The 21,119-nt window shown below is 46.9% G+C and carries 19 protein-coding genes; 6 read left to right on the forward strand and 13 right to left on the reverse strand.

Features of this window, described 5'->3' with window-relative positions:
- Positions 1-8 precede the first annotated feature (8 nt).
- The gene (locus K2P83_RS06325; protein WP_292927399.1) at positions 9-884 is read left to right on the forward strand and encodes a hypothetical protein; all 876 of its coding nucleotides are present in this window, start codon (positions 9-11) and stop codon (positions 882-884) included.
- A 141-nt stretch (positions 885-1,025) separates the two neighbouring features.
- Entirely contained in the window at positions 1,026-2,507 is a 1,482-nt protein-coding gene (locus K2P83_RS06330) for a protein adenylyltransferase SelO (protein ID WP_292927401.1), read from the forward strand.
- Between the two features lie 102 nt (positions 2,508-2,609).
- Here K2P83_RS06330 and K2P83_RS06335 read toward each other — a convergent pair whose 3' ends face one another.
- From K2P83_RS06335 to K2P83_RS06395, 13 genes are all read right to left on the reverse strand, one after another.
- A complete protein-coding gene (locus tag K2P83_RS06335; protein WP_292927403.1) occupies positions 2,610-3,992 on the reverse strand; it encodes an NAD(P)(+) transhydrogenase (Re/Si-specific) subunit beta in 1,383 nt (460 codons plus the stop codon).
- Positions 3,993-4,301 (reverse strand): NAD(P) transhydrogenase subunit alpha, encoded by a 309-nt coding sequence (locus tag K2P83_RS06340; protein ID WP_292927405.1) that lies wholly within the window; start codon positions 4,299-4,301, stop codon positions 3,993-3,995.
- Between the two features lie 78 nt (positions 4,302-4,379).
- The gene (locus K2P83_RS06345; protein WP_292927407.1) at positions 4,380-5,507 is read right to left on the reverse strand and encodes a Re/Si-specific NAD(P)(+) transhydrogenase subunit alpha; all 1,128 of its coding nucleotides are present in this window, start codon (positions 5,505-5,507) and stop codon (positions 4,380-4,382) included.
- A gap of 263 nt (positions 5,508-5,770) precedes the next feature.
- On the reverse strand, positions 5,771-6,157 hold the full coding sequence (locus tag K2P83_RS06350) for an Hpt domain-containing protein (protein ID WP_292927409.1): 387 nt from the start codon (positions 6,155-6,157) through the stop codon (positions 5,771-5,773).
- 64 nt (positions 6,158-6,221) lie between these two features.
- Positions 6,222-9,770, reverse strand: a complete 3,549-nt coding sequence (locus K2P83_RS06355) for an FAD-dependent oxidoreductase (RefSeq protein ID WP_292927411.1) — start codon at positions 9,768-9,770, stop codon at positions 6,222-6,224.
- A gap of 112 nt (positions 9,771-9,882) precedes the next feature.
- A complete protein-coding gene (locus K2P83_RS06360; RefSeq protein ID WP_292927413.1) occupies positions 9,883-11,094 on the reverse strand; it encodes an EAL domain-containing response regulator in 1,212 nt (403 codons plus the stop codon).
- Between the two features lie 92 nt (positions 11,095-11,186).
- Positions 11,187-11,624: a response regulator gene (locus K2P83_RS06365; protein WP_292927415.1), complete on the reverse strand. Its 438-nt coding sequence runs from the start codon at positions 11,622-11,624 to the stop codon at positions 11,187-11,189.
- A gap of 74 nt (positions 11,625-11,698) precedes the next feature.
- Positions 11,699-12,976, reverse strand: coding sequence for a sulfate adenylyltransferase subunit CysN (gene cysN / locus K2P83_RS06370; protein WP_292927417.1), 1,278 nt, complete (start codon positions 12,974-12,976; stop codon positions 11,699-11,701).
- 131 nt (positions 12,977-13,107) lie between these two features.
- Positions 13,108-14,013, reverse strand: a complete 906-nt coding sequence (gene cysD / locus K2P83_RS06375; protein WP_292927419.1) for a sulfate adenylyltransferase subunit CysD — start codon at positions 14,011-14,013, stop codon at positions 13,108-13,110.
- Positions 14,014-14,098: 85 nt separating this feature from the next.
- Positions 14,099-14,797, reverse strand: a complete 699-nt coding sequence (locus K2P83_RS06380; RefSeq protein ID WP_292927421.1) for a phosphoadenylyl-sulfate reductase — start codon at positions 14,795-14,797, stop codon at positions 14,099-14,101.
- On the reverse strand, positions 14,790-15,323 hold the full coding sequence (locus tag K2P83_RS06385; RefSeq protein ID WP_292927423.1) for a DUF934 domain-containing protein: 534 nt from the start codon (positions 15,321-15,323) through the stop codon (positions 14,790-14,792). The genes K2P83_RS06380 and K2P83_RS06385 overlap by 8 nt, the downstream gene beginning before the upstream one ends.
- Before the next feature lie 5 nt (positions 15,324-15,328).
- Complete coding sequence (locus K2P83_RS06390) at positions 15,329-17,071, reverse strand: nitrite/sulfite reductase (RefSeq protein WP_292927425.1); 1,743 nt, start codon at positions 17,069-17,071, stop codon at positions 15,329-15,331.
- An 82-nt stretch (positions 17,072-17,153) separates the two neighbouring features.
- Positions 17,154-17,384, reverse strand: a complete 231-nt coding sequence (locus K2P83_RS06395; RefSeq protein WP_013967320.1) for a hypothetical protein — start codon at positions 17,382-17,384, stop codon at positions 17,154-17,156.
- 560 nt (positions 17,385-17,944) lie between these two features.
- Here K2P83_RS06395 and cysB point away from each other — a divergent pair.
- From cysB to K2P83_RS06415, 4 genes are all read left to right on the forward strand, one after another.
- Positions 17,945-18,943: an HTH-type transcriptional regulator CysB gene (gene cysB / locus K2P83_RS06400; protein ID WP_292927431.1), complete on the forward strand. Its 999-nt coding sequence runs from the start codon at positions 17,945-17,947 to the stop codon at positions 18,941-18,943.
- Positions 18,940-19,491, forward strand: a complete 552-nt coding sequence (locus K2P83_RS06405) for a cytochrome c (RefSeq protein WP_292927433.1) — start codon at positions 18,940-18,942, stop codon at positions 19,489-19,491. Before cysB ends, K2P83_RS06405 begins: the two co-directional genes overlap by 4 nt.
- 71 nt (positions 19,492-19,562) lie before the next feature.
- Entirely contained in the window at positions 19,563-19,997 is a 435-nt protein-coding gene (locus K2P83_RS06410) for a DUF3293 domain-containing protein (RefSeq protein ID WP_292927435.1), read from the forward strand.
- A gap of 142 nt (positions 19,998-20,139) precedes the next feature.
- The gene (locus K2P83_RS06415) at positions 20,140-21,012 is read left to right on the forward strand and encodes a Tim44-like domain-containing protein (RefSeq protein WP_292927437.1); all 873 of its coding nucleotides are present in this window, start codon (positions 20,140-20,142) and stop codon (positions 21,010-21,012) included.
- Positions 21,013-21,119: the final 107 nt, after the last annotated feature.

A 21,119-nucleotide genomic window follows, 5' to 3' on the forward strand; every position in this document is an offset into this window, starting at 1 on the left:
AAGGGTGTATGCGCAACACTCCGCTTGTACTATTCACCCTTGCCAGCGGCCGTTCCGGCACCAGCTATCTCGCTGACTTCTTCACCCAAAACATCACACAGTGTTACAGCACGCACGAGCCTTATTTCACGTTTGGCAATCCCACGCTGTTTGGCAAGCCGATTGCATGGAATACGCTGCATAACGACCGTGCATTATTGCCGGTGCTGGAGCGCAAATGCCGTTTTATCGCGAGCCGCAGAGAACCGTTTTATTTTGAGTCGAATCATGCTTTCCTGAAGGCGTTTAACCGCCACGCCGGAGCCTTGTTAGACAATCCCGGCTTTATCCATCTGGTGCGCAATCCACTGCTGGTGGCAAAAAGCGAATTGGTGCGCGAACAGATGATACGCAAAGTGCATATTCCGTTTGCCGATTATACGAACGATACTGGTGAGCGCTTGTTTCGCTGGGCGTTAACCGGACAGGAAGATTTGTTTCAGCACTTTCCGCCGACACTTAACAGGCCTGTTAGCCGTTTTCAGTTTTATGTGCTGCAATGGCTGGAAATCGAATACCGGGCGATACAATTGATTCGGAACAATCACTGGCAAGATCGGGTGTTTTTTATTGATGTTGACGTGGATCTAAAACGAGAAGCGGTGTTAAAAAATATGGTCGACTTTTTTGGCTTGCCGCACATGCCGGTGTTCAATTTGGATTTGCGCCGCAATAAGACTCCGTTTATTGGCCCCACTATCATCACCGAGCAGGATAAACTCGAATTTCAGGCGGTTGTGCGTAATTTGCCGGACGGTTATAAGAAGCTGTTGCAGGACAAGCCTTATCGCGATTGCAGTTGGTTCGCTGAAGTGAATCGATTGATGACGGATGAGCAGCAATAACCGCTTACTTCCAGCGATTGTACCGAGATTCCGCAGCGGAGCTGTTTGCAACCTATGCCCGCATCAGCTGTCTCATCGGCTAATGCTTTACAGTGCCTGTTTGAAAGACAATACCCGGATAAAACATACGAGATAGCGCTCATGAAAACAGATACAAAACCCGCGAACGATAATATTGGCTGGCGATTTGATAACAGTTATGCGCGTTTGCCCCAATCGCTGTATGCGCAGCTTCATCCCGTGCCAGTGCGTGCACCGCGTGTGGTGATAGTCAATCATGCACTCGCAGAATCGTTAGGATTGGATTTCCGCACTTTACCCGAAGTGGAAGCCGCTTTGCTGTTTTCCGGTAATGCTTTGCCTGACTCGATGCAGCCGATTGCGCAAGCCTATGCCGGTCATCAGTTTGGCCACTTATCGATGCTGGGAGATGGACGGGCGATATTGCTTGGCGAGCATGTTACTCCGGCGGGCGAACGGTATGATATTCAGCTCAAAGGCTCTGGCCAGACGCCGTTCTCACGGAGCGGCGACGGTCGTGCAGCGCTTGCGCCGATGTTGCGCGAATATATCATCAGCGAAGCGATGCATGCGCTTCACATACCCACCACACGCAGTCTTGCGGTAGTTGCCACCGGTGAGTCTGTGATGCGGGAAACCATGCTTCCCGGCGCGATTCTCACCCGTGTGGCGGCGAGTCATATCCGTGTGGGCACGTTTGAATATGTCGCGGGAACTGGGGATAAAGCGGGGATTAAAACCTTGGCTGATTACGTTATCCAGCGTCATTACCCGGATCTTGCCGAAGCGGAGAATCCCTATCTTTCGCTGTTAAATAGCGTGATTGAACGCCAGGCGTCGCTCGTCGCCCAGTGGTTGCTGGTGGGTTTCATTCACGGCGTGATGAATACGGATAATATGACCATTAGCGGCGAGACGATTGATTATGGTCCTTGTGCATTTATGGATGCGTACGATCCGGATACGGTATTCAGCTCGATTGACCAGCGTGGCCGCTACAGCTACCGTAACCAGCCGCATATGGCGCAATGGAACCTTGCGCGCTTCGCCGAAACATTGCTGCCGCTCATCCACCCCGAGCAGGAAAAAGCAGTGGCGTTAGCGGAACAAGCTATTCACGCTTTCCCGGAGATATACCAAGCCCATTGGCTGGCGGGAATGCGGAAAAAACTGGGATTGTTCACTGAAGAGGCCGAAGATAGCGAGCTGATTGCAAGCCTGCTTACCTGGATGCACACACACCAAGCCGATTACACCAATAGCTTTCGTGCGCTGGCTGATGAGACTTTTCCTGAAGATACGGTGTTTCAAGATGCTGATTTTGTTGCCTGGCATGCACGCTGGCAGGCGAGACTATCGCGCCAACCGGAATCGATAGCATCTGCTTTGGGCTTAATGCGGGCGAATAATCCTGCGATCATACCGCGCAACCACCGCGTTGAAGAAGCGCTGGCAGCCGCCTCTGAACGGGGTGATTATGCGCTGATGCAACGGTTGCTTGCGGCAGTGACAGCGCCATACGCCGATGCGCCGGAATATACTGATTACCGCGTCCCACCGGCACCTTCAGAGCGCGTGTATCAAACTTTCTGCGGAACATAAGTCTGTTACGCAACAATTCTGAATCAGCACTAGATAACACAAAGGCGCAATTATTTTTCAATAATTGCGCCTTTGTTGTTTGAATAAAAACCTTTCAGTGCGTCACAGTGCCTTGACCAAATGCTCAACAACTTTCTTGGCATCTCCAAATATCATCATGGTTTTATCCATATAGAACAGGTCGTTATCAAGACCGGCATAACCCACAGCCATACTGCGTTTAACTACCATCACAGTACGCGCTTTATGCGCATCCAAGATCGGCATGCCATAAATCGGACTACCGGGAACATTCGCTGCCGGATTCACCACATCATTCGCACCCAACACCAGCACAACATCTGTGTTTGAGAAATCGCTGTTGATTTCATCCATCTCCAGGACTTGCTCATAAGGAATCTCGGCTTCTGCCAGCAACACATTCATGTGTCCCGGCATACGTCCGGCTACCGGATGAATCGCAAAGCGGACATTAACGCCTTTTTCATGTAATTTTTCAGCCAATTCCTTGACGGCATGTTGCGCCCTTGCAACGGCCAAACCATAGCCAGGCACAATTATGACACTGTCGGCATTACCCATTAAGAAAGCGGCATCTTCCGCACTGCCGCTGCGGTATGTCTTCTGCACCCCATCATCTGCCGCCGCTGCGGTTCCACCGTCACTGCCAAAACCACCCAATATGACCGATAGAAATGGCCGGTTCATGGCTTTACACATAATATACGAGAGAATCGCACCCGAGCTGCCTACCAGTGATCCTGCGATGATCAACATCGGATTACCCAGAGAGAAACCAATACCTGCCGCAGCCCAGCCCGAATAGGAGTTCAGCATGGATATCACTACCGGCATATCAGCGCCGCCAATAGGAACAATAATCAAGAATCCCAAAATGAATGCGATGGCGGTCATTGCAATAAATGCGTTCCAGTTGGTCGTTTCACTAAAGAAAAACCACAAACCAAATCCGATCATCGCGATTGCCAGCAATAAATTAATCATATGCTGGCCGCTGAAAACAATTGGGGTACCGCTCATGCGGCCGGATAATTTCAGGAACGCAATCACTGAACCGGACCATGTCATGGCACCAATAAAGGTGCCCAAAAACAATTCCAGTTTACTGCCACCCGGTAAAATTTCCGGCAAACCGAATGAAACCGGATTATTCACCGCTGCAATCGCAATAAACACGGCGGCCAAACCAACCAGTGAGTGCATAAACGCAACCAATTCCGGCATTGCCGTCATCTGCACACGCTGCGCAACAAGCGCGCCAATAATACCGCCCACTGCAATACACCCTAAAATCAGGGGCCAATTCTGGGTAAGCGTTAAGGTTGTGGCAACCGCAATCGCCATACCAACCATACCGAATAAATTGCCACGGCGTGCAGATTCAGGCGAGCTTAGCCCTTTTAGGGCCAGTATAAAAAATACTGAAGCCACTAAATATGCAAGTGCTACCATATTTGCTGACATTTATGCGCTTCCTTTTTTGTCTTTTTTCTTGAACATTTCCAGCATCCGCTGACTCACCAGAAATCCACCAAAAACATTAATTGCAGCCAGTGTTACCGCAACGGCACCGAGCCACACTCCCCAATCCGTCTCAGCCGGGCCAGCCGCTAACATCGCGCCCACAAGAATAATGCCAGAAATAGCGTTCGTCACTGACATCAAAGGGGTATGCAACGCTGGAGTCACATTCCATACAACATGATAGCCAACAAAAACCGCCAGCACAAAAACTGTTAGATTGATAATAAATGGATCAATTTCACCAATCATGATTACTCCTTTAAATTCGTTAACCGTACGTTCTAAATGTAGCAATTAATATTGCGTGCTTTTTGAGTCCGTTGCCGATTATGCTTTACTGGCGATTTCTCCGCCCGAGCAAAGCAATGTCCCTGCAATAACCTCATCCGAACGATCTATTTTAAGTTCACCGCTTTCTGGATCCAGCATCAAATTCAGAAAATTCATTAGGTTTCGTGCATACAAGGTACTGGAATCCGCTGCCACTAAGCCCGGAAGATTTGCAATACCAATCAAATGCACGCCGTGTTTAACGACCGTTTTATCCAATTCGGATAACGGGCAATTGCCCCCTGCTTCAACCGCCATATCCACAATTACCGAACCTGGTTTCATCGCTTGCACGGTTTCTTCCTTGATCAAAACAGGTGCCGGACGACCGGGAATTAACGCGGTTGTAATGATGATATCCGCAGCGCTCGCGCGTTCATGCACCAACTCACCCTGACGCCGTTTATAGTCTTCCGACATCTCGGTCGCATAGCCGCCCGCGGTTTCAGCTTTGGCTTTTTCTTCCTCACTGAGTGGCACTTCTACAAATTTGGCACCCAAGCTTTCCACTTGCTCTTTGACTGCCGGCCGCACATCAAAAGCTTCAACCACGGCGCCCAGCCTTTTCGCTGTTGCAATCGCTTGCAAACCAGCCACACCCGCGCCCAAAATCAGAACGCGCGCTGCTTTCACCGTACCCGCTGCCGTCATCAGCATGGGGAAGAACCGTTGATAAACGTTTGCCGCCATGATCACTGCTTTATAGCCCGCAATATTTGCCTGTGAGGATAAAACGTCCATATTCTGCGCACGCGAAATACGGGGCAACTTCTCCATCGCGAATGCAGTCAATCCATGTTGAACCAATGCGTCAACGCCCTCTTTATGATGCGGCGACAAAAGACCCAGCAATACAGCATCCTTACGCACCATCGCTAATTCGCTGGATTCCGGGCCACGTACCTTGAGTACAATCTGTGATTGCGCATACAACTCTGCCACATCAGTGACTATCGTTGCCCCCGCCTCTTGATAGGCGGAGTCCGGTATACTGGCACCTGCGCCAGCACCTGACTGCACTAAAACTTTATGAACACCCTTGGCAGTATATTTTTTCACGGTCTCCGGTGTCGCTGCTACACGCGTTTCTCCGCCGCGAATCTCTGCTGGTATGCCTATATGCATTGATGATCTCCCTTTTCTTGCCAACCTGCTTACAAACAAAAACCAAAATTTGTGCTCAAGGGCAGCTCTAAAAAATCCAAATTACATCTCAACACTTTGTTGCTCGTGCCTCGTGTTGTTTAGAACTTTGAATTTTTAGAGACGCCCTGAATTCTTTTAACGAACTGCGAATTATAAATCAATTTGCACGTAATGCATTACATGGATTAGGAAAAACTTGATATTGCTTGATTTTCTGATCACTCACTTCCCTTCGGGGGATCTTAATCACTCATTTCACTGAATTCGTTTTCTAATTGTTGCGTAATCTTTTCCAGTAAAGACGGGATCTTTTCCAGCAATGACTCCGCATCGGACCAATTACTGTCGGTATTGGCTTTCTCAAGCCCTTCACATAAATCAGCGAAACTTGAGGCACCGATTGTTCTGGCAGAAGATTTTAGTTTATGCCCTAAACGACCGAGTGTTGGCAAGTCTTTTTTAGACTGCGCCTCTTTCATTTCCGCTAACGTGTCATTGGCAACTTCAATGAATTTAAGCCCGAATTTTCGCACCAACGCATTATTGTTATGAAACATCTGACGCAATGCTGCCATATCAACTGCTACGGGCTCCTCCCGCAATGGCGCTTTCTCTGCTCGCTCAGTCACTTTATTTTACCCTCCGAGATCGTTGCAAAATCCTGTGTAAAAATCCAAGCCCAAACAAAATATTTTATCCCAAGCCGTTTACACAACGTCCGATCCATTGATTTGTCAACTTCTCCTGCACCGTATTCTGACGTAAGCGCATTGCCAGTCCGGGGAAATCCACCTGATCCAACGGTTGATCCTGATTAAAACAAGAAAATACGTAAGTAATTTTTCCAGTTTCAGGATCCTGATGCGGTTGCAGGCACTGCGCACAAATTTCCTTCATCATGCACTGCATCGGAGAGTTAATTGAGCCAATGGCAAAATGATCTGCTTTTAAGTAAGGCTTCAATTGGTTATGACGCGCCAGGCCTACTGCAGCCATCATGCGGTCTGAACCAATCGCAATAATATGGTCGGCTTCAGCCAATGCCACCGGTTGCACGCCTAATTCACCGCTGCCATAAGCAACCATGGATTGTACGATATTACCCACATAGCTTTTATCCTGCGGACGCGTTGCTTCAAAGCCTGGAGATTCGTCACAGCACCATACGACGATATCCGCTGCCGCTTCAATTTCGGCCACCTTATAGCGATCAATGAGCTTTTTATAACCTGCAAAATATAAAACCTTCGATCCGGCAGCACGTGCCGCTGCGCCAATAGAAAATAGCACCGCGTTACCCAAACCGCCACCCACTAGCACCACGGTTTTACCCGCTGGAATTTCTGTCGGCGTGCCGGTGGGGCCCATCAGCACAACTGGTTCGCCCGGTTTCAACAACGTGCACAGATTAGAAGATCCGCCCATTTCCAAAACAATGAGTGAAACCAAACCGCGTTCAATATCTACGGATGCCCCCGTCAATGCAAGGCCTTCCATTGCTAATCGAGTATCGCCAGCAACGGTTGCCAGCGTGGCATAGTTCTGGAACCGATAAAACTGGCCCGGTTGAAAATGTTCTGCCGCCATCGGCGCATGCACTACCACTTCGATAATATTGGGAGTCAGTCTTTCCACTTTATAAATTGTTGCCCGCAACTGACTATTCAGTTGCGCAAAGAAATGTTCTGCTGGCTGATCCGATTTTGGCTTAACGCGTTCCAGCACTCGGCTCACCACCGGGTAACCTTGCTTGGCACTGGACATCGCTTTCACTACGTTACCAGAATAAGATGGATGCAAATCACCGAAGAAACTGATGAAACGTCCATCTTGGCTATCTCCGTAGCGACTGAGTAGCACCATCGGTGTCTCCGGTTTGGGATTGGCATACGCCGGTTGCACCGGATTGCCTTCTTCGTCGCAAGCCGCAAAATAACGACCATTGAGCTTAAATTGTTTGTCATCCTCCCGCGCCAACACCGTATTAGGCTGAGTTCCCGCAGCAACCAGCAAGGCACGCGCCGGTAATTCCACTTCGCCAGCATCATGCCACTGTCCAGTTTCATCCCGCTTCTGCACCGAAAACCTTACCGATTGCGTATGCCCCCAAGCATCCACATTGACCCGCACCGGTATCATACCTTCGGCAAACCAGATACCTTCTTCCAGAGCCTTCTCAACTTCTTCATGATTCAACGTATAGGAAGGACTGTCTGCGAGGCGTTTCCGGTAGGCTAGGGTTGCGCCACCCCAGGATTGCAGTAATTTGATAACACCCGGCGTCCTTCCTTCCTGTTGTGCAGCTTGGCGTTCCGCCCGTATGGCTCGTCCATGACTCAGAAATTCTTCTGCAATCTCTTTTTCTTCAGCATCCCAAGCCTCACGAACATTAGCCTCTCCCTTCGCAGCCGACAAAATTTCATAGCGTTGCAAAAATTTTTCTACTTGTAATGGATAATAGGCCAGCGCCTCAGTCGCCGTATCGATAGCCGTCAAACCACCGCCGATCACCACCACCGGCAAGCGTAATTGCATATTGGCAATGGAATCACTCTGTGCAGCACCCGTTAATTGCAGCCCCATCAGAAAATCCGATGCCGCGCGGACACCGCGTGCCAATCCATTCGGCAAATCCAACACGGTAGGGCGTCCTGCGCCCGCTGCTAGTGCAACATGATCAAAACCCATGGCAAACGCGTCTTCGGTCGTCAAGGTGCCGCCAAAACGCACCCCTCCGAACAAGGCAAATTCTTCCCGGCGCTCCAATAACAGACGAATTAATTTCAGAAAATTTTTGTTCCAGCGCACGGTAATTCCGTACTCAGCCACGCCGCCGAAACCAGCCGGCATGCGCTGATCCAAATTCTCCTCCAGAATGCTGGCAATACGAATCGCTTTAAATGGTACACGTTCACCCTGTTGATTCACACCCGAGATTTCTTCTGGCAGAGGTTCGATCTTAAGTCCATCAATTCCTACGACGGTATGACCCTCATTCATTAAATGATGCGCCAGCGTATAACCGGCAGGTCCCATTCCAACCACCAAAACCTTGCGGCCAGATGCCGGTTTCGGTACCGGCCGGCGCAGATTCAAGGGATTCCAGCGTGTCAATAAGCTATAGATCTCAAATCCCCAGGGTAGCGCCAACACATCTTTCAACGTCCGTGTTTCGGCTTGCGGGATATCAACCGGCTCCTGCTTTTGATAAATGCAGGATTTCATACAATCATTACAAATACGATGACCGGTTCCGGCACACATCGGATTATCCAGCGCAATCATCGCCAGACTACCTACCGCGACACCTTGCGTCTTGAGTTTATGAAATTCGGAAATGCGTTCCTCCAAGGGACAACCTGCCAACAAGGCGCCCAATTCACTTCTCTTGAAGGTAGGCGGTTCATCCGGCGATTTGGATTTTTGTATCAAACCTTTGGAACACGAATCTTTACCTTGCTCGTGGCACCAGATGCAGTAATTGGCTTCATCCAGCGCACCCATGAGATCAGTACCCGCATCGGTCAGCGCAAAGCCGTTACGCTCACGTAAATGCCCAAGCCGATGCACCCGGTATCCGGCTGATTCATCCGTATCCAGGGACAATAAATGTTGAAAATCTAATTTCGCTGGCGACTTGAATAAAATACCCTGCTGCGTATGTTGTTGTCCGGCAGGTGTCCTCAGTGCCCAGGCCGCATAGTGCAACGCCTTGTTTAACCGCAACTCATTCTCTGCTTCTGCATCCATCCATTGCGTCACATGGGTGGCAAAAACCAATTCTGAAAAGGTTCCACCAAACTCTGCCGCCAATTCTTTTTCTAGTGCCAACCCATCGATACCAGCCAATTCTTCATCGCTGACTTTTCCTTTGGCCCGGCGCTGAACAAATTGCCGTTTACAGAAATATAACGGGGCCAGCTCATGATGCTTTGCAGCCAGTTGTTGCACTTCCGTCTCTATATTAAACAACCGGGCAATAAAATCTTCCACCCAAGGCGCAATCTCTATCAATAATGCAGAATCATCTTTCGGTAGCAATTCATCGGGATGCACGCGCGCATATTCCAGCTTTTTACACAGTGATTCATCGCCGGTACGAAGAAAATCCAGAAATATCTGATCCAGTTTGACCAAACCACTGCGACGGTAGAGATCGGTAATTGTGAAGCCAAAGTTAAAATTCGATGAAGTTATCGTTGTTTCTTGTTGCATGTGCAGCGTGGCATCTATTTTTGTCATAATCAATCGTTCAAAATTTTATTATTTATTTCTAACACCAGTACAGGTCGTTATTATTTCTGATAATACTTGTAGTTATTGTGAGCAATTTGTGCAAGGCACTGAATCTTTATCAATGCCTGTGATTTATTTTTTCATACTCAGATAGCCACTTGATAAATTCATCGGGCGGCATCGGTTTTGCAATGAAATAACCTTGAATCTCATCACAGCCAAGCGCTGCGGCCAGTTCGTAGTCTGCTTTAATTTCAATTCCTTCCACCACCACATTCAAGCCAAAAACCCTGCCTAATTTTATACTCGACTCAAGCATTGCGCGAGTGGCTGGATCTGCCGCAGCACCATGCGCAAAAATTCGGTCTACTTTGAGTTCCGTAAAGGGCATATGCTTTAGCGTTTCCATAGACGAATAACCTGTGCCAAAATCATCAATGGCCAATCCAAAACCTTTAAGTCTTATCCGTGTCAGAATATCCAGAGTTTGCGCAAAGTCTTTTCCCAATTTGCTTTCAGTGATTTCCAGAATCATGCGGTCAATCGGCACATTACAATCACGCACCGCTTTTTCATAAACCTCAGGTAAATTAAATCGATCCAGATTTTCCATTGAAACATTGACGGAAACCTTTAAGTCCAGCCCTTGCTGTAACCACACATCCAATTGCTGAGCGGCTTTTGTTAAAACATTGCGAGTCAATTCATTAATCAACCCACACTGCTCGATAACTGGAATAAAACTGTCCGGTGAAACGTAACCGTATTCTGCATGGCGCCAGCGTGCCAGGCATTCAACGCTTGTCACATGACCGCTGGAAACAGCAACTTTTGGTTGGTAAAATAAGTCAATATGATCAGCAATCAGTGCTTGTTTAATCTCTTCTACATCAAAGATCTGTCTCATCCGGAATGAATCAATGCTTTTCAAGGCTGGCGAAGCGAGCTGTTCCAGTATCGCTGCCAAAGAACCCACTGTAACCGGTTTAGCCAATGTACCAATGATATTCAATCCACGTGCAGTGGCCAAACGTTCTGTTGCTTTGAGCAAATCAGGGTTTATCCCTGAAAATAATACAATCCTGCCCCTATAATTTTGATCAGCTATGTTGCGCAGAAACTCAATGCCATCCATCCCCGGCATTTCTATGTCACAAATTAGCAGATCAATCGCAGCGACTTGTGCAGACAGTACAAATAGGCCTGCTTTGCCATCTTCCGCAACCAACACTTCATTGACACCCAGCTCTCTCAATAAATGACTAACAAACTCCAGCATGAATTTATCGTCATCGAGCACCAACACACGTGTCTGCTTCACTTTATTCATTCGAATCGTTGTTAAAGCCCACTATAATGCCACTGATTCATCGTACAAGAACCATTCAATCATCAATCTCTGTGTCTAATACAATCCTATTACTAATTACTGCCATCTATACGCGCCTTACTATCCTGTTTCGGAACCAGCCATTTTAATAGCGTATTGACTAGTAATTCAGGATTGATTGGCTTAGTTAGAAAATCATTCATGCCAACACTCCGGCACAAATCCTTATACTGATGGTCTGCATTGGCTGTTACCGCTATAATCAATAAATCTGCCCATTGCGCATTGGCACGAATCATTTGCGTAGCTTCCAGACCATCCATGACGGGCATTTGAATGTCCATCAACACACAATCCATTTTTTCGTTACGCAATATCTCCAATGCTTCTTTTCCATGATTCGCAATAGCTACAGACGCGCCATTGTATTCCAGCAATCCTTTCGCAACCATTTGGTTCAGTTCATTATCTTCGACTACCAGGATAGTAAATCCTTTTAGTTCCTGATGTGTATCTTGAATTAAGTTCATTCTGTTAGTTTCTTTTAATCAGGAAGCGGACATCAACATGACAGTTTGTCCTTTTTTCGATTTGCGCTTCTCTTTCAAGCAGGAGAAATCATTCCGGCTGCCACCGTATTATTACTGCTTTCATCAATGACAATAAAACACCCGGTCGCACGATTGCGTGCGTACTCGTCGCAGACAATCGGCGACTGTACTTTCAGTCCAACATGGGCAATATCATTCATATTTAAAGTACTCACCGTTTGGTGATCCAGAGTATTCACATCGACACGATAATCAATCCGGCTTATAACTGCCTTAACTGTACGAGTCGTATGCTTGACCAGATACTTTCGGCTTGGATCGAGCGGTTGCTCGGAAAGCCAGCATAACATCGCATCAAACGCTTTGCTAACCTGCGGTGCATCACCTGTTTTCACCAGCATATCGCCACGTGAAATATCTAAATGATCTTCTATGGTCAACGTGATGGATTGGGGAGCATTCGCCTGACTAATAGGACCCTCGTACCTAAGAATTTCTTTGATGCGCGAGGTTAAACCGGATGGAAGCAAGGTGACATTATCGCCTACGCGTATGGAACCCGATTCAATTCGTCCCATATAACCACGGAAATCATGTAGTTCTTTAGTTTGTGGCCGGCACACCCATTGCACAGGAAAACGAAAATCTTCACGATTGATATCATCCTCGATCGATACATTTTCGAGCAAATCCATCAGCGTTGAATTTTGATACCAATTGAGATGATCACCGCGTTCAACCACCATATCCCCATTGAGTGCTGACATTGGAATATAGGTTATATTATGCAGGTTAAGGTTTTCAGCAAAAGCGGCAAAGTCCTTACAAATACGCTCAAATACCGATTGAGAATAATCCACCAGATCCATCTTGTTAATGGCTACAACCAGATGTGGAATCCCAACCAGACTTGCCAGATACGCATGGCGGCGCGATTGCGTGAGCACGCCCTTGCGTGCATCAATCAGAATAATGGCCAGATTGGCAGTTGATGCGCCTGTTACCATATTGCGCGTATATTGCTCATGGCCTGGCGTATCGGCAATGATAAATTTGCGTTTGGGTGTCGCAAAGTAACGATAAGCGACATCGATGGTTATCCCTTGTTCACGTTCGGCCTGCAATCCGTCAGTCAGCAAAGACAAGTCGACACCTTCCGACCCACGCTTACGTGTCGTGTTGGTAATGGAGGTTAACTGATCTTCAAAAATAGACTTTGAATCATGCAGTAAGCGGCCAATCAAAGTACTTTTACCGTCATCCACACTACCGGCTGTAATAAAGCGTAATAACCCGGTTTGATCAAACGAAATTTTTTCAATTGCCGACATTTAGAAGCCTTCTGGAAATTCGTATCACCGCAAAAAATAAAAACAAGTGGTCTGGAATAGTAGAAAACGGTTTATTCAATTGACTGAATGCGGTGTTCTTTCAGCCAATCACCACCACTACTGTATCAATATTAGAAATAACCTTCTTTTTTGCGCAATTCCATGGATGCATCCGACGTCTGGTCGTCCATTCGGGTGGCACCACGTTCAGTAATTCTCGTCATCGCTGTCTCCGCAATGATTTCATCCACATTAGCAGCATCAGATTCTACCGGACAAGTGCAGCTCATATCACCCACGGTACGAAAGCGCACCGTCATTTGCTCAATTTTCTCACCCGCTTGCGGCTGCACCAGATGAGAAACCGGCAACAAACCCGCAGCACGCCGGATCACTTCGCGCGTATGGGCAAAATAAATCTCGGGCACTTCCAGATTCTCGCGCGAGATATATTCCCACACATCCAGTTCAGTCCAATTGCTGATTGGGAACACTCGGATATTCTCGCCGGAATGTGTCCGGGTATTATAAAGATCCCATAACTCCGGACGCTGATTTTTGGGATCCCATTGACCAAATTCATCGCGGAATGAAAAGATTCGTTCTTTGGCGCGCGCTTTTTCTTCATCCCGGCGTGCGCCACCGATACACGCATCAAATTTAAACTCTGCAATGGCATCCAGCAACGTCACCGATTGAAAAGCATTGCGGCTCTGAGTCTCAGAGCGCAACACTACTCTACCCTTTTTAATCGAGTCTTCCATACTGCGCACAATCAATCGCTCACCCAGCTCTTTGACGCGACGATCACGAAATTCGATGACCTCAGGAAAGTTATGTTCCGTATCAATATGCATCAGAGGAAACGGGAAGCGCCCGGGACGAAATGCTTTCTCAGCCAAGCGCAACAAAACAATGGAATCCTTACCACCGGAGAACAGCAGAACGGGATTGGCGCATTCTGCCGCCACTTCGCGCATAATATGGATCGCTTCGCTTTCCAGCGCATCAAGATGGGTAAAGGGATGGTTGTTCATTTTCTTTCTCTTAATACTCAGTTTAAGGCAAATCCTAGTCACGCAGTTTGCAAAAAAGGATTCATGACATTACTAGCAATCGTATCTATTTTAACGGAATAACCTTGCCGGTATGCAATCCACATTCTTTCGTTTCCGGCGTTTCCCACCACCAACGTCCGGAACGGATATCTTCACCCGGTGTAATCGCACGCGTACAAGGTGCGCAACCGATACTGGGATAAAACTTATCGTGCAGCTTGTTATAAGGCACTTCATAGTGCTTCAGATATTCCCAGACTTCCGCGTTAGACCATTCCAGCAACGGGTTCACTTTTTGCATACGATTGCCCATATCATAGGCAGATACCTTCAAACTCAATCGGCTGGTTGCCTGCTCGTGCCGTATCCCAGTCACCCAGGCACGCTTACCTTGTAAAGCGCGGCGTAATGGCTCTACTTTACGGATATGGCAGCAGGCTTTACGCAGCTCGATGCTTTGATAGAAACCATTGACACCATTCTCGGCCACATAGGCTTCCACTTGTTTTACATTGGGGAAATAGATGCGCAGTGTCGTTTTGTACCGTTCGCGCACTGTTTGCATTAAATCATAGGTTTCTTGCGGCAACCGCCCGGTATCCAGACTGAACATATCAATAGCAAGCTGATACCGGTCAATGATATCAGTCAACACCATATCCTCAGCGCCCAGGCTGTTCGCAAAGGTAACCGGTGCGAAGTCGCGCACTGTTTCGGTCAGGATTGCAACAACCTGCTCAATCCTGTGCTGCAACTCACTCATTGACCATATCCGCCGCCGGATTTCCCTTGCGCTGAACTCGCCGGAATAATGGCAGTTTCTGATCAAAAGAAGTTTGATAAACTTCAGAAAAATCAGTCAATCCTTTTAATACGTCTTCAATGTTACGATCCGGGCGTGTTGCAAAAGCATCAAAACCCACGCGCTGCATATAAAATAATTGATCACGCAAGACATCACCGATCGCCCGCAATTCCCCTGTATACCCGAGGCGCGCACGCAAGTTATAGGCTATTGAATAACCACGGCCATCCGAGAATTTCGGAAAATCAACTGCAATCACAGAAAATTTGTGTATATCGCCTTTCAAATCCTCCGGCCGCTCGGCGCTCGCCAGCCAAACACCAATTTCAGCACGGTGTTGCAATGCATCACGTTGCTGCAGCCACACTGGCAGCGGAACAATCACCTTACCTTCCACAACCGTTACATTTTCAGCTGACTGCTGTTCATTTAAACGCAGAACAATCCAATCATCTGCAACGATTGTTTTATTTTTTATAATCATATTGATTAAAACCTTGGGGAAAAATAAGGCACTGAATATTGCGCTGGAACCACAACATGTTTGTCTGCAATTTCTTCTTCCGTGACCGTTAAATCGGTTGCATACACATGCTCTTTAAAGGGCGCATGACCAATGCGGCGCACCGTATCAATAAAACTTTCAGCCTCTAACCGTTCTCGCAGATAAACCTGAAGCAGACGATCGATCACTTCAGGCACCTGGTTAAATGTAAAGGATGGGCCGATAATCTTTCCGATCGAACTCAGGTTACCTTCAGCACCGCCCAGTGATACCTGATACCACTCATCATGATCTTTCTTTTCCACTCCGGTAATGCCGATATTGCCGATATGATGCTGTCCACAGGCATTGACACAACCTGAGATGTTCAGTGATATCTCACCAATATCATGCTGAAAATCCAAATCTTCAAAACGCTCGGCAATCAACTGTGCCAGCGGTATGGAACGTGCATTGGCCAACGTGCAGAACTCCGCGCCGGGACAGCTAATCATATCAGTCAGCAAACCAATATTGGGCGCGGTCAGTTCTTGCGCAGTCGCTTCTTGCCATAAACGGATCAAATCCTTCTGCCGGACATCCGCCAAGACCAGATTTTGTTTATGCGTGATGCGTAATTCACCAAAACTATAGCGCTCCGCCAAGTCTGCGATGGCTTCCATCTGTTCCGCCGTAGCATCGCCGGGTACAGTGCCCGGCTTCTTCAACGACAAGACGACAATCGCATAACCGGGAACACGATGCGCCTTCACATTGCGTAACATCCAGTTAGAAAATGAGCGGCTATCTGCTCTGAATTCATTCAGTTGCGAATCATGATCGGTTAATTTTTCATAAGCCGGATCAGTGAAGAACGTGGCAACGCGATTGACTTCCTCACTGGTTAAAGTGCCGGGGCCGTCCTTGAGATCCGCCCAATCGGCTTCGACTTGACGTTTAAATTCATCAATCCCCAGCGCCTTTACCAGTATCTTGATACGCGCTTTGTATTTATTATCCCGGCGCCCATATTGGTTATAGATTCGCAAAATGGATTCTACATATGTCAAGATATGTTGCCAGGGCACAAATTCACAAATCTCACTGCCGATGATCGGCGTACGCCCCAATCCTCCACCCACCAGCACCCGGAAACCGATTTCGCCTTGCGCATTTTTTGTGACGGATAAGCCAATGTCATGCGCATAAACAGCAGCACGATCTTCTTTTCCACCACTGATGGCAATCTTAAATTTTCGCGGCAAATAAGCAAATTCCGGATGAAAAGTGCTCCACTGGCGCAAAATCTCTGCATAGGGGCGTGGATCTACCACTTCATCCTGAGCCACACCGGCGAATTCATCCGATGTAATATTGCGCACGCAGTTACCGGATGTCTGAATGGCATGCATTTCGACCGAAGCCAGATCAGCCAAGATATCGGGGGTATCTTCCAGTTTTAGCCAATTAAACTGAATATTCTGGCGTGTCGTGAAATGCCCGTAATTACGATCATATTTGCGGGCAATATGGGCAAACATGCGCATCTGCTTCGACGAGATCAAACCATAAGGCACCGCAATACGTAACATGTAGGCATGTATTTGCATATACAAACCATTTTGTAGCCGTAAAGGCAAGAATTCTTCCTCAGTTAACTCACCGGAAAGACGCCGCAGTACCTGATCACGGTACTGCTTGACACGCTCATCCACAATTCGTTGATCATACTCATCATAGCGATACATTTTTAGTTTCTCCGCATATTCATTTATGCTGCTCAGTAGGTATGCAACAAAATATTTTTATAGTCAGAAATTAAACTGATATCTAGGATTCTGATTGCGTGTAACGCTTGGATACGGGCAACAATAATGCTGCATCCAAGGGGAATTTAGCACCATACTTCATAATATGGTTTACATCATCATCCTCGTCATGCCTTAATGCCATACCAATATAAGCATGTTCACCACTCTCACCCACCACCACACCAATGCGCCCGCCACAACCATTAAACCATGAGACCTGTTTAGGTTTATTCTCAATATTTGTACTCATCAATCAATCCTTTGTTTCATTAACGGGAAGCCGCTGAAGCTTGTCAATGAATCAGCAACTCACCATCACAGCCACTTATCATTCTGACACACAAAACAACTTCTTATTTGTCGCCTTAAATTTATTGCACATTGATCACACTGCCTGGTTTTAATTCCAACTTTCAAGGGCCAGTTTGATACCTACCACTACTGCTGGGGGCAAAATATAGCAATATTGCTATTCTATCAAAAAACGAACCGGGAATCGTCTTATGCCGTTTAATCACAGACAAAATGCAATACACGCATTTCACATAAAAATTGATGTGAAATGGTACAGTTAGCTAAACTGTACCAAATATCAAAACACGAACAATAAGAACATCACAAAGAATATTTACTTACTTTGACTGTGCTGGAGTCAATCAGGAAATCTAACACGATGCATCTAATAGGTAATTTCATTAGCTATCTTTCTACTTATTTTTAAAAAAATAGCATCATAACAATACAATTTTATAATTCAAAATAATGTTATGTTAGATCGATATAACCACTTATTATTAACAGGCACGACTTATGAAACTCCAGCAACTTCGCTATTTATGTGAAACCGCCAATCAGAATATGAATTTATCCAGAGCGGCAAAAAAATTACATACCTCTCAACCCGCCATCAGCAAGCAAATACAAATGCTTGAGGAGGAGCTTGGCGTAGATATTTTTTTGCGCAATGGTAAACGTATTGTGCAAATAACGCCACCCGGGCAATTGATCATAAAAACGGCCACCCGGATGCTTCGCGATGCCGATAATCTAAGAAAAATCGCGGAGGAATTTACTAATGAAGCCGGTGGCACACTGACTATCGCGACAACACACACACAAGCACGCTATGTTTTACCCCCGGTGATCAAGCGCTTTACAGAACGTTACCCAAAAGTCAAATTAATCCTGCGGCAAGGAAGTCCGATGCAAATTTCTGCTTTAGTGACCTCGGGCGAAGCGGATATTGCGATTGCTACGGAAGCCATTGAACAATTTCAAGAATTGACATTGCTACCGTGTTATCAGTGGAACCGATGTGTCGTTGTGCCACCCAAGCACCCGCTTCTGAAGCTAAAAAAACTCACATTGGAAGCAATTACTCAATATCCGATCATTACTTATGATTTTGCTTTTACCGGGCGCTCAAAAATCAATCAGGCGTTTGCAAACCAGGGATTGGAGCCCAATGTGGTGCTGACCGCTATAGACTCGGATGTGATCAAAACTTATGTAGAACTGGGGTTAGGTGTTGGTATACTGGCAAACATGGCGTTTGATCCTAAACGAGACAAAAACCTCAGATCTGTCGATGCCAGTCATCTGTTTGAACCCAGTACGACACGCATTGGTATAAGCCGCAACAGCTATATACGTGGTTATGTCTTCGATTTTATCGAAATGTTTGCGCCGCACCTTGATCACGCCAGTATTCAAACCAAACTGGAAATTAGTAAATCTGATGACTCAGAGATTGCAAATTCATTCCCATTGAAAGCAAACACCCAATCATTTGTTGAGGTCAAAAAATGAAAACGATTCTTAGTCTGATATTGGCATCACTCATACTGGCATTCATTACCCTTGGATCCGGCGCTTACAATATGGCCGCCACAGAAAAACACTGGGGCATCACGGAAAAGATTATCGAATGGGTACGTGAGAGCTCCATCGAAGCGCGTGCCAAGCACTTGGAAGTACCTCCCCTTGATGATGCAGAGGTACTGCTGAAAGGTGCCGTACACTACAATGCCATGTGTACAACTTGCCATCTGGCCCCCGGTTTGAAGCCGACAGAACTGTCGATAGGTTTGTATCCACAAGCCCCCATCTTCCATCAACGAGAATCAGTCAATGACCCAGTCAAAAAATTAGAACACATCAGAGAATATTTCTGGGTAATAAAAAATGGCTTAAAAATGACCGCCATGCCAGCCTGGGGTCTTAGTCACGATGATGATTCGATCTGGGCGATGGCGGCTTTTGTTGTCAAAATGAGCCATATGACACCTGAGCAATATGAGAATCTCATCAGCTCAGCCAAAGTCCACTCGCATGATCATGAGCACAGTAGCCATTAACTTGAATAGCAAAAAAACAAGATTCAGTTCAGCCTGATTACCTGATCTGTTGCTCATCCAAGTACATAATTTTGATTCAATCGGTTATCGCCAAGAATCTTATTGCAGGCTACCTTTGCGCAAATTATCAGATTGGTGCTGGCTCTGACTCTGACTCAATTTCCCTACGAATTGATCGATACTCAAAACCACTCGCAAAACTCCTGATTTCCTCGGGACAGTCTTGCGCGGCTATTATCAGCGCCTATAATCCATACAGTCGGCGGTTAAGCAATGAAAAAAACTGTGCTGCGCACGAATCACTCAGGAATTTATTGCATCGCCATTCTTATCCGATCATTGACTGCTTAAATACTGATCCGGCTGACAGTTGGCCTGCAGAAAAAAGTTTTTTTGTGCCCGGACTGGATCTGAATACCGCTCAAACATTGGGACAGCAATTTGATCAGAATGCGATTGTATGGATCGGCAGTGATGCAATACCCCGCTTGATCCTGCTGCGCTAGAAACAATCGATTAAGCATTTGTTTCAATAGGAAATTACCCAACGCCAGACAAGATACTAGGGCATCAAAAAATTCAGTATAGCTGCCAACGCAAACCCGGTGCTATACTGATTACTTTAATAACAGTTTGGGAGATACAACTATGAAGCAAACACTCACCTTTCTGACCTTGGCTATATTCAGTTTCGGGTTGCTTGCTTTTGATGCGGAAGCAAAGCGTATGGGCGGCGGGAAAAATATAGGCACACAACGTCAATCGGTTAACCAGCAGCAAGCTGCACCTAATTCCCAGAAATCCCCGGCAGCCGCACCTGCGGCAGCAGCTGCAGGCGGTGGAAGTAAATGGGGGGGCGCACTGGCAGGTCTTGCAGCCGGTGGTTTACTGGCCGCGCTCTTTATGGGTGGCGCGTTTGAGAACATCAACATGATGGATATGGTCATGCTGGCGTTACTAATCGGCGCTGCGTTCTTTGTTATCCGCATGCTGCGTAAACCCAAAACTGCGGAATCCACGCCTTCGATGCAATATTCAGGCACCAATACAAACACGCAAGATCGCTTTAACACGCCGCCATTTACCACACCAGCAGGAACCGCAACAGCGGATAGCAGCGAAACTACTTACCGTCAGCCGAATATTCCGGCAGACTTTAAAGTGGAACCATTCATACGCAATGCAAAGGCTTCGTTCATGCGCTTACAAACTGCGCATGACCATGGCGATGTCAATGAAATCCGTGACTACACAACCCCCGAAATGTTTGCGGAAATCAGTGCGCAAATAAATGAACGAGGTGATACGCAGCAGAAAACGGAAGTACTGTTTATTGATGCCAATCTGCTGGAAGTTGAAACCACCAATGATTTGGCAATCGCCAGTGTCCGCTTCACCGGTCAGCTACGCGATGCACCCAATGGCGAACCAGAAGCATTTGATGAAATCTGGCATGTACAGAAAGATCTGAGGAATTCTGATGCCACCTGGTTATTGGCAGGTATCCAGCAAGCATCCTAAGTTTCTTGCAATCTAGCGTTATTAAATTAATCCGGCCGGAACGCGCCTGTTCCGGGTTCAGCGATCAGGCTGGGTTAATTTTTATCGCTTATACTAACCCGCACAAC

This window comes from Nitrosomonas sp. (assembly GCF_019752415.1).
In the GTDB taxonomy this organism is placed as follows: domain Bacteria; phylum Pseudomonadota; class Gammaproteobacteria; order Burkholderiales; family Nitrosomonadaceae; genus Nitrosomonas.

Excerpts from the sequence above, each read along its gene's own strand:
- K2P83_RS06395 (WP_013967320.1), bottom strand. The coding sequence starts at position 17,384 with ATGAGTACAAATATTGAGAATAAACCTAAACAGGTCTCATGGTTTAAT.
- cysD (WP_292927419.1), bottom strand. The coding sequence starts at position 14,013 with ATGAACAACCATCCCTTTACCCATCTTGATGCGCTGGAAAGCGAAGCG.
- K2P83_RS06325 (WP_292927399.1), top strand. The coding sequence starts at position 9 with ATGCGCAACACTCCGCTTGTACTATTCACCCTTGCCAGCGGCCGTTCC.
- K2P83_RS06335 (WP_292927403.1), bottom strand. The coding sequence starts at position 3,992 with ATGTCAGCAAATATGGTAGCACTTGCATATTTAGTGGCTTCAGTATTT.
- K2P83_RS06405 (WP_292927433.1), top strand. The coding sequence starts at position 18,940 with ATGAAAACGATTCTTAGTCTGATATTGGCATCACTCATACTGGCATTC.
- K2P83_RS06365 (WP_292927415.1), bottom strand. The coding sequence starts at position 11,624 with ATGAACTTAATTCAAGATACACATCAGGAACTAAAAGGATTTACTATC.
- K2P83_RS06385 (WP_292927423.1), bottom strand. The coding sequence starts at position 15,323 with ATGATTATAAAAAATAAAACAATCGTTGCAGATGATTGGATTGTTCTG.
- K2P83_RS06360 (WP_292927413.1), bottom strand. The coding sequence starts at position 11,094 with ATGAATAAAGTGAAGCAGACACGTGTGTTGGTGCTCGATGACGATAAA.
- cysN (WP_292927417.1), bottom strand. The coding sequence starts at position 12,976 with ATGTCGGCAATTGAAAAAATTTCGTTTGATCAAACCGGGTTATTACGC.
- K2P83_RS06345 (WP_292927407.1), bottom strand. The coding sequence starts at position 5,507 with ATGCATATAGGCATACCAGCAGAGATTCGCGGCGGAGAAACGCGTGTA.
- K2P83_RS06380 (WP_292927421.1), bottom strand. The coding sequence starts at position 14,797 with ATGAGTGAGTTGCAGCACAGGATTGAGCAGGTTGTTGCAATCCTGACC.
- K2P83_RS06340 (WP_292927405.1), bottom strand. The coding sequence starts at position 4,301 with ATGATTGGTGAAATTGATCCATTTATTATCAATCTAACAGTTTTTGTG.
- K2P83_RS06390 (WP_292927425.1), bottom strand. The coding sequence starts at position 17,071 with ATGTATCGCTATGATGAGTATGATCAACGAATTGTGGATGAGCGTGTC.
- K2P83_RS06415 (WP_292927437.1), top strand. The coding sequence starts at position 20,140 with ATGAAGCAAACACTCACCTTTCTGACCTTGGCTATATTCAGTTTCGGG.
- cysB (WP_292927431.1), top strand. The coding sequence starts at position 17,945 with ATGAAACTCCAGCAACTTCGCTATTTATGTGAAACCGCCAATCAGAAT.
- K2P83_RS06355 (WP_292927411.1), bottom strand. The coding sequence starts at position 9,770 with ATGACAAAAATAGATGCCACGCTGCACATGCAACAAGAAACAACGATA.
- K2P83_RS06330 (WP_292927401.1), top strand. The coding sequence starts at position 1,026 with ATGAAAACAGATACAAAACCCGCGAACGATAATATTGGCTGGCGATTT.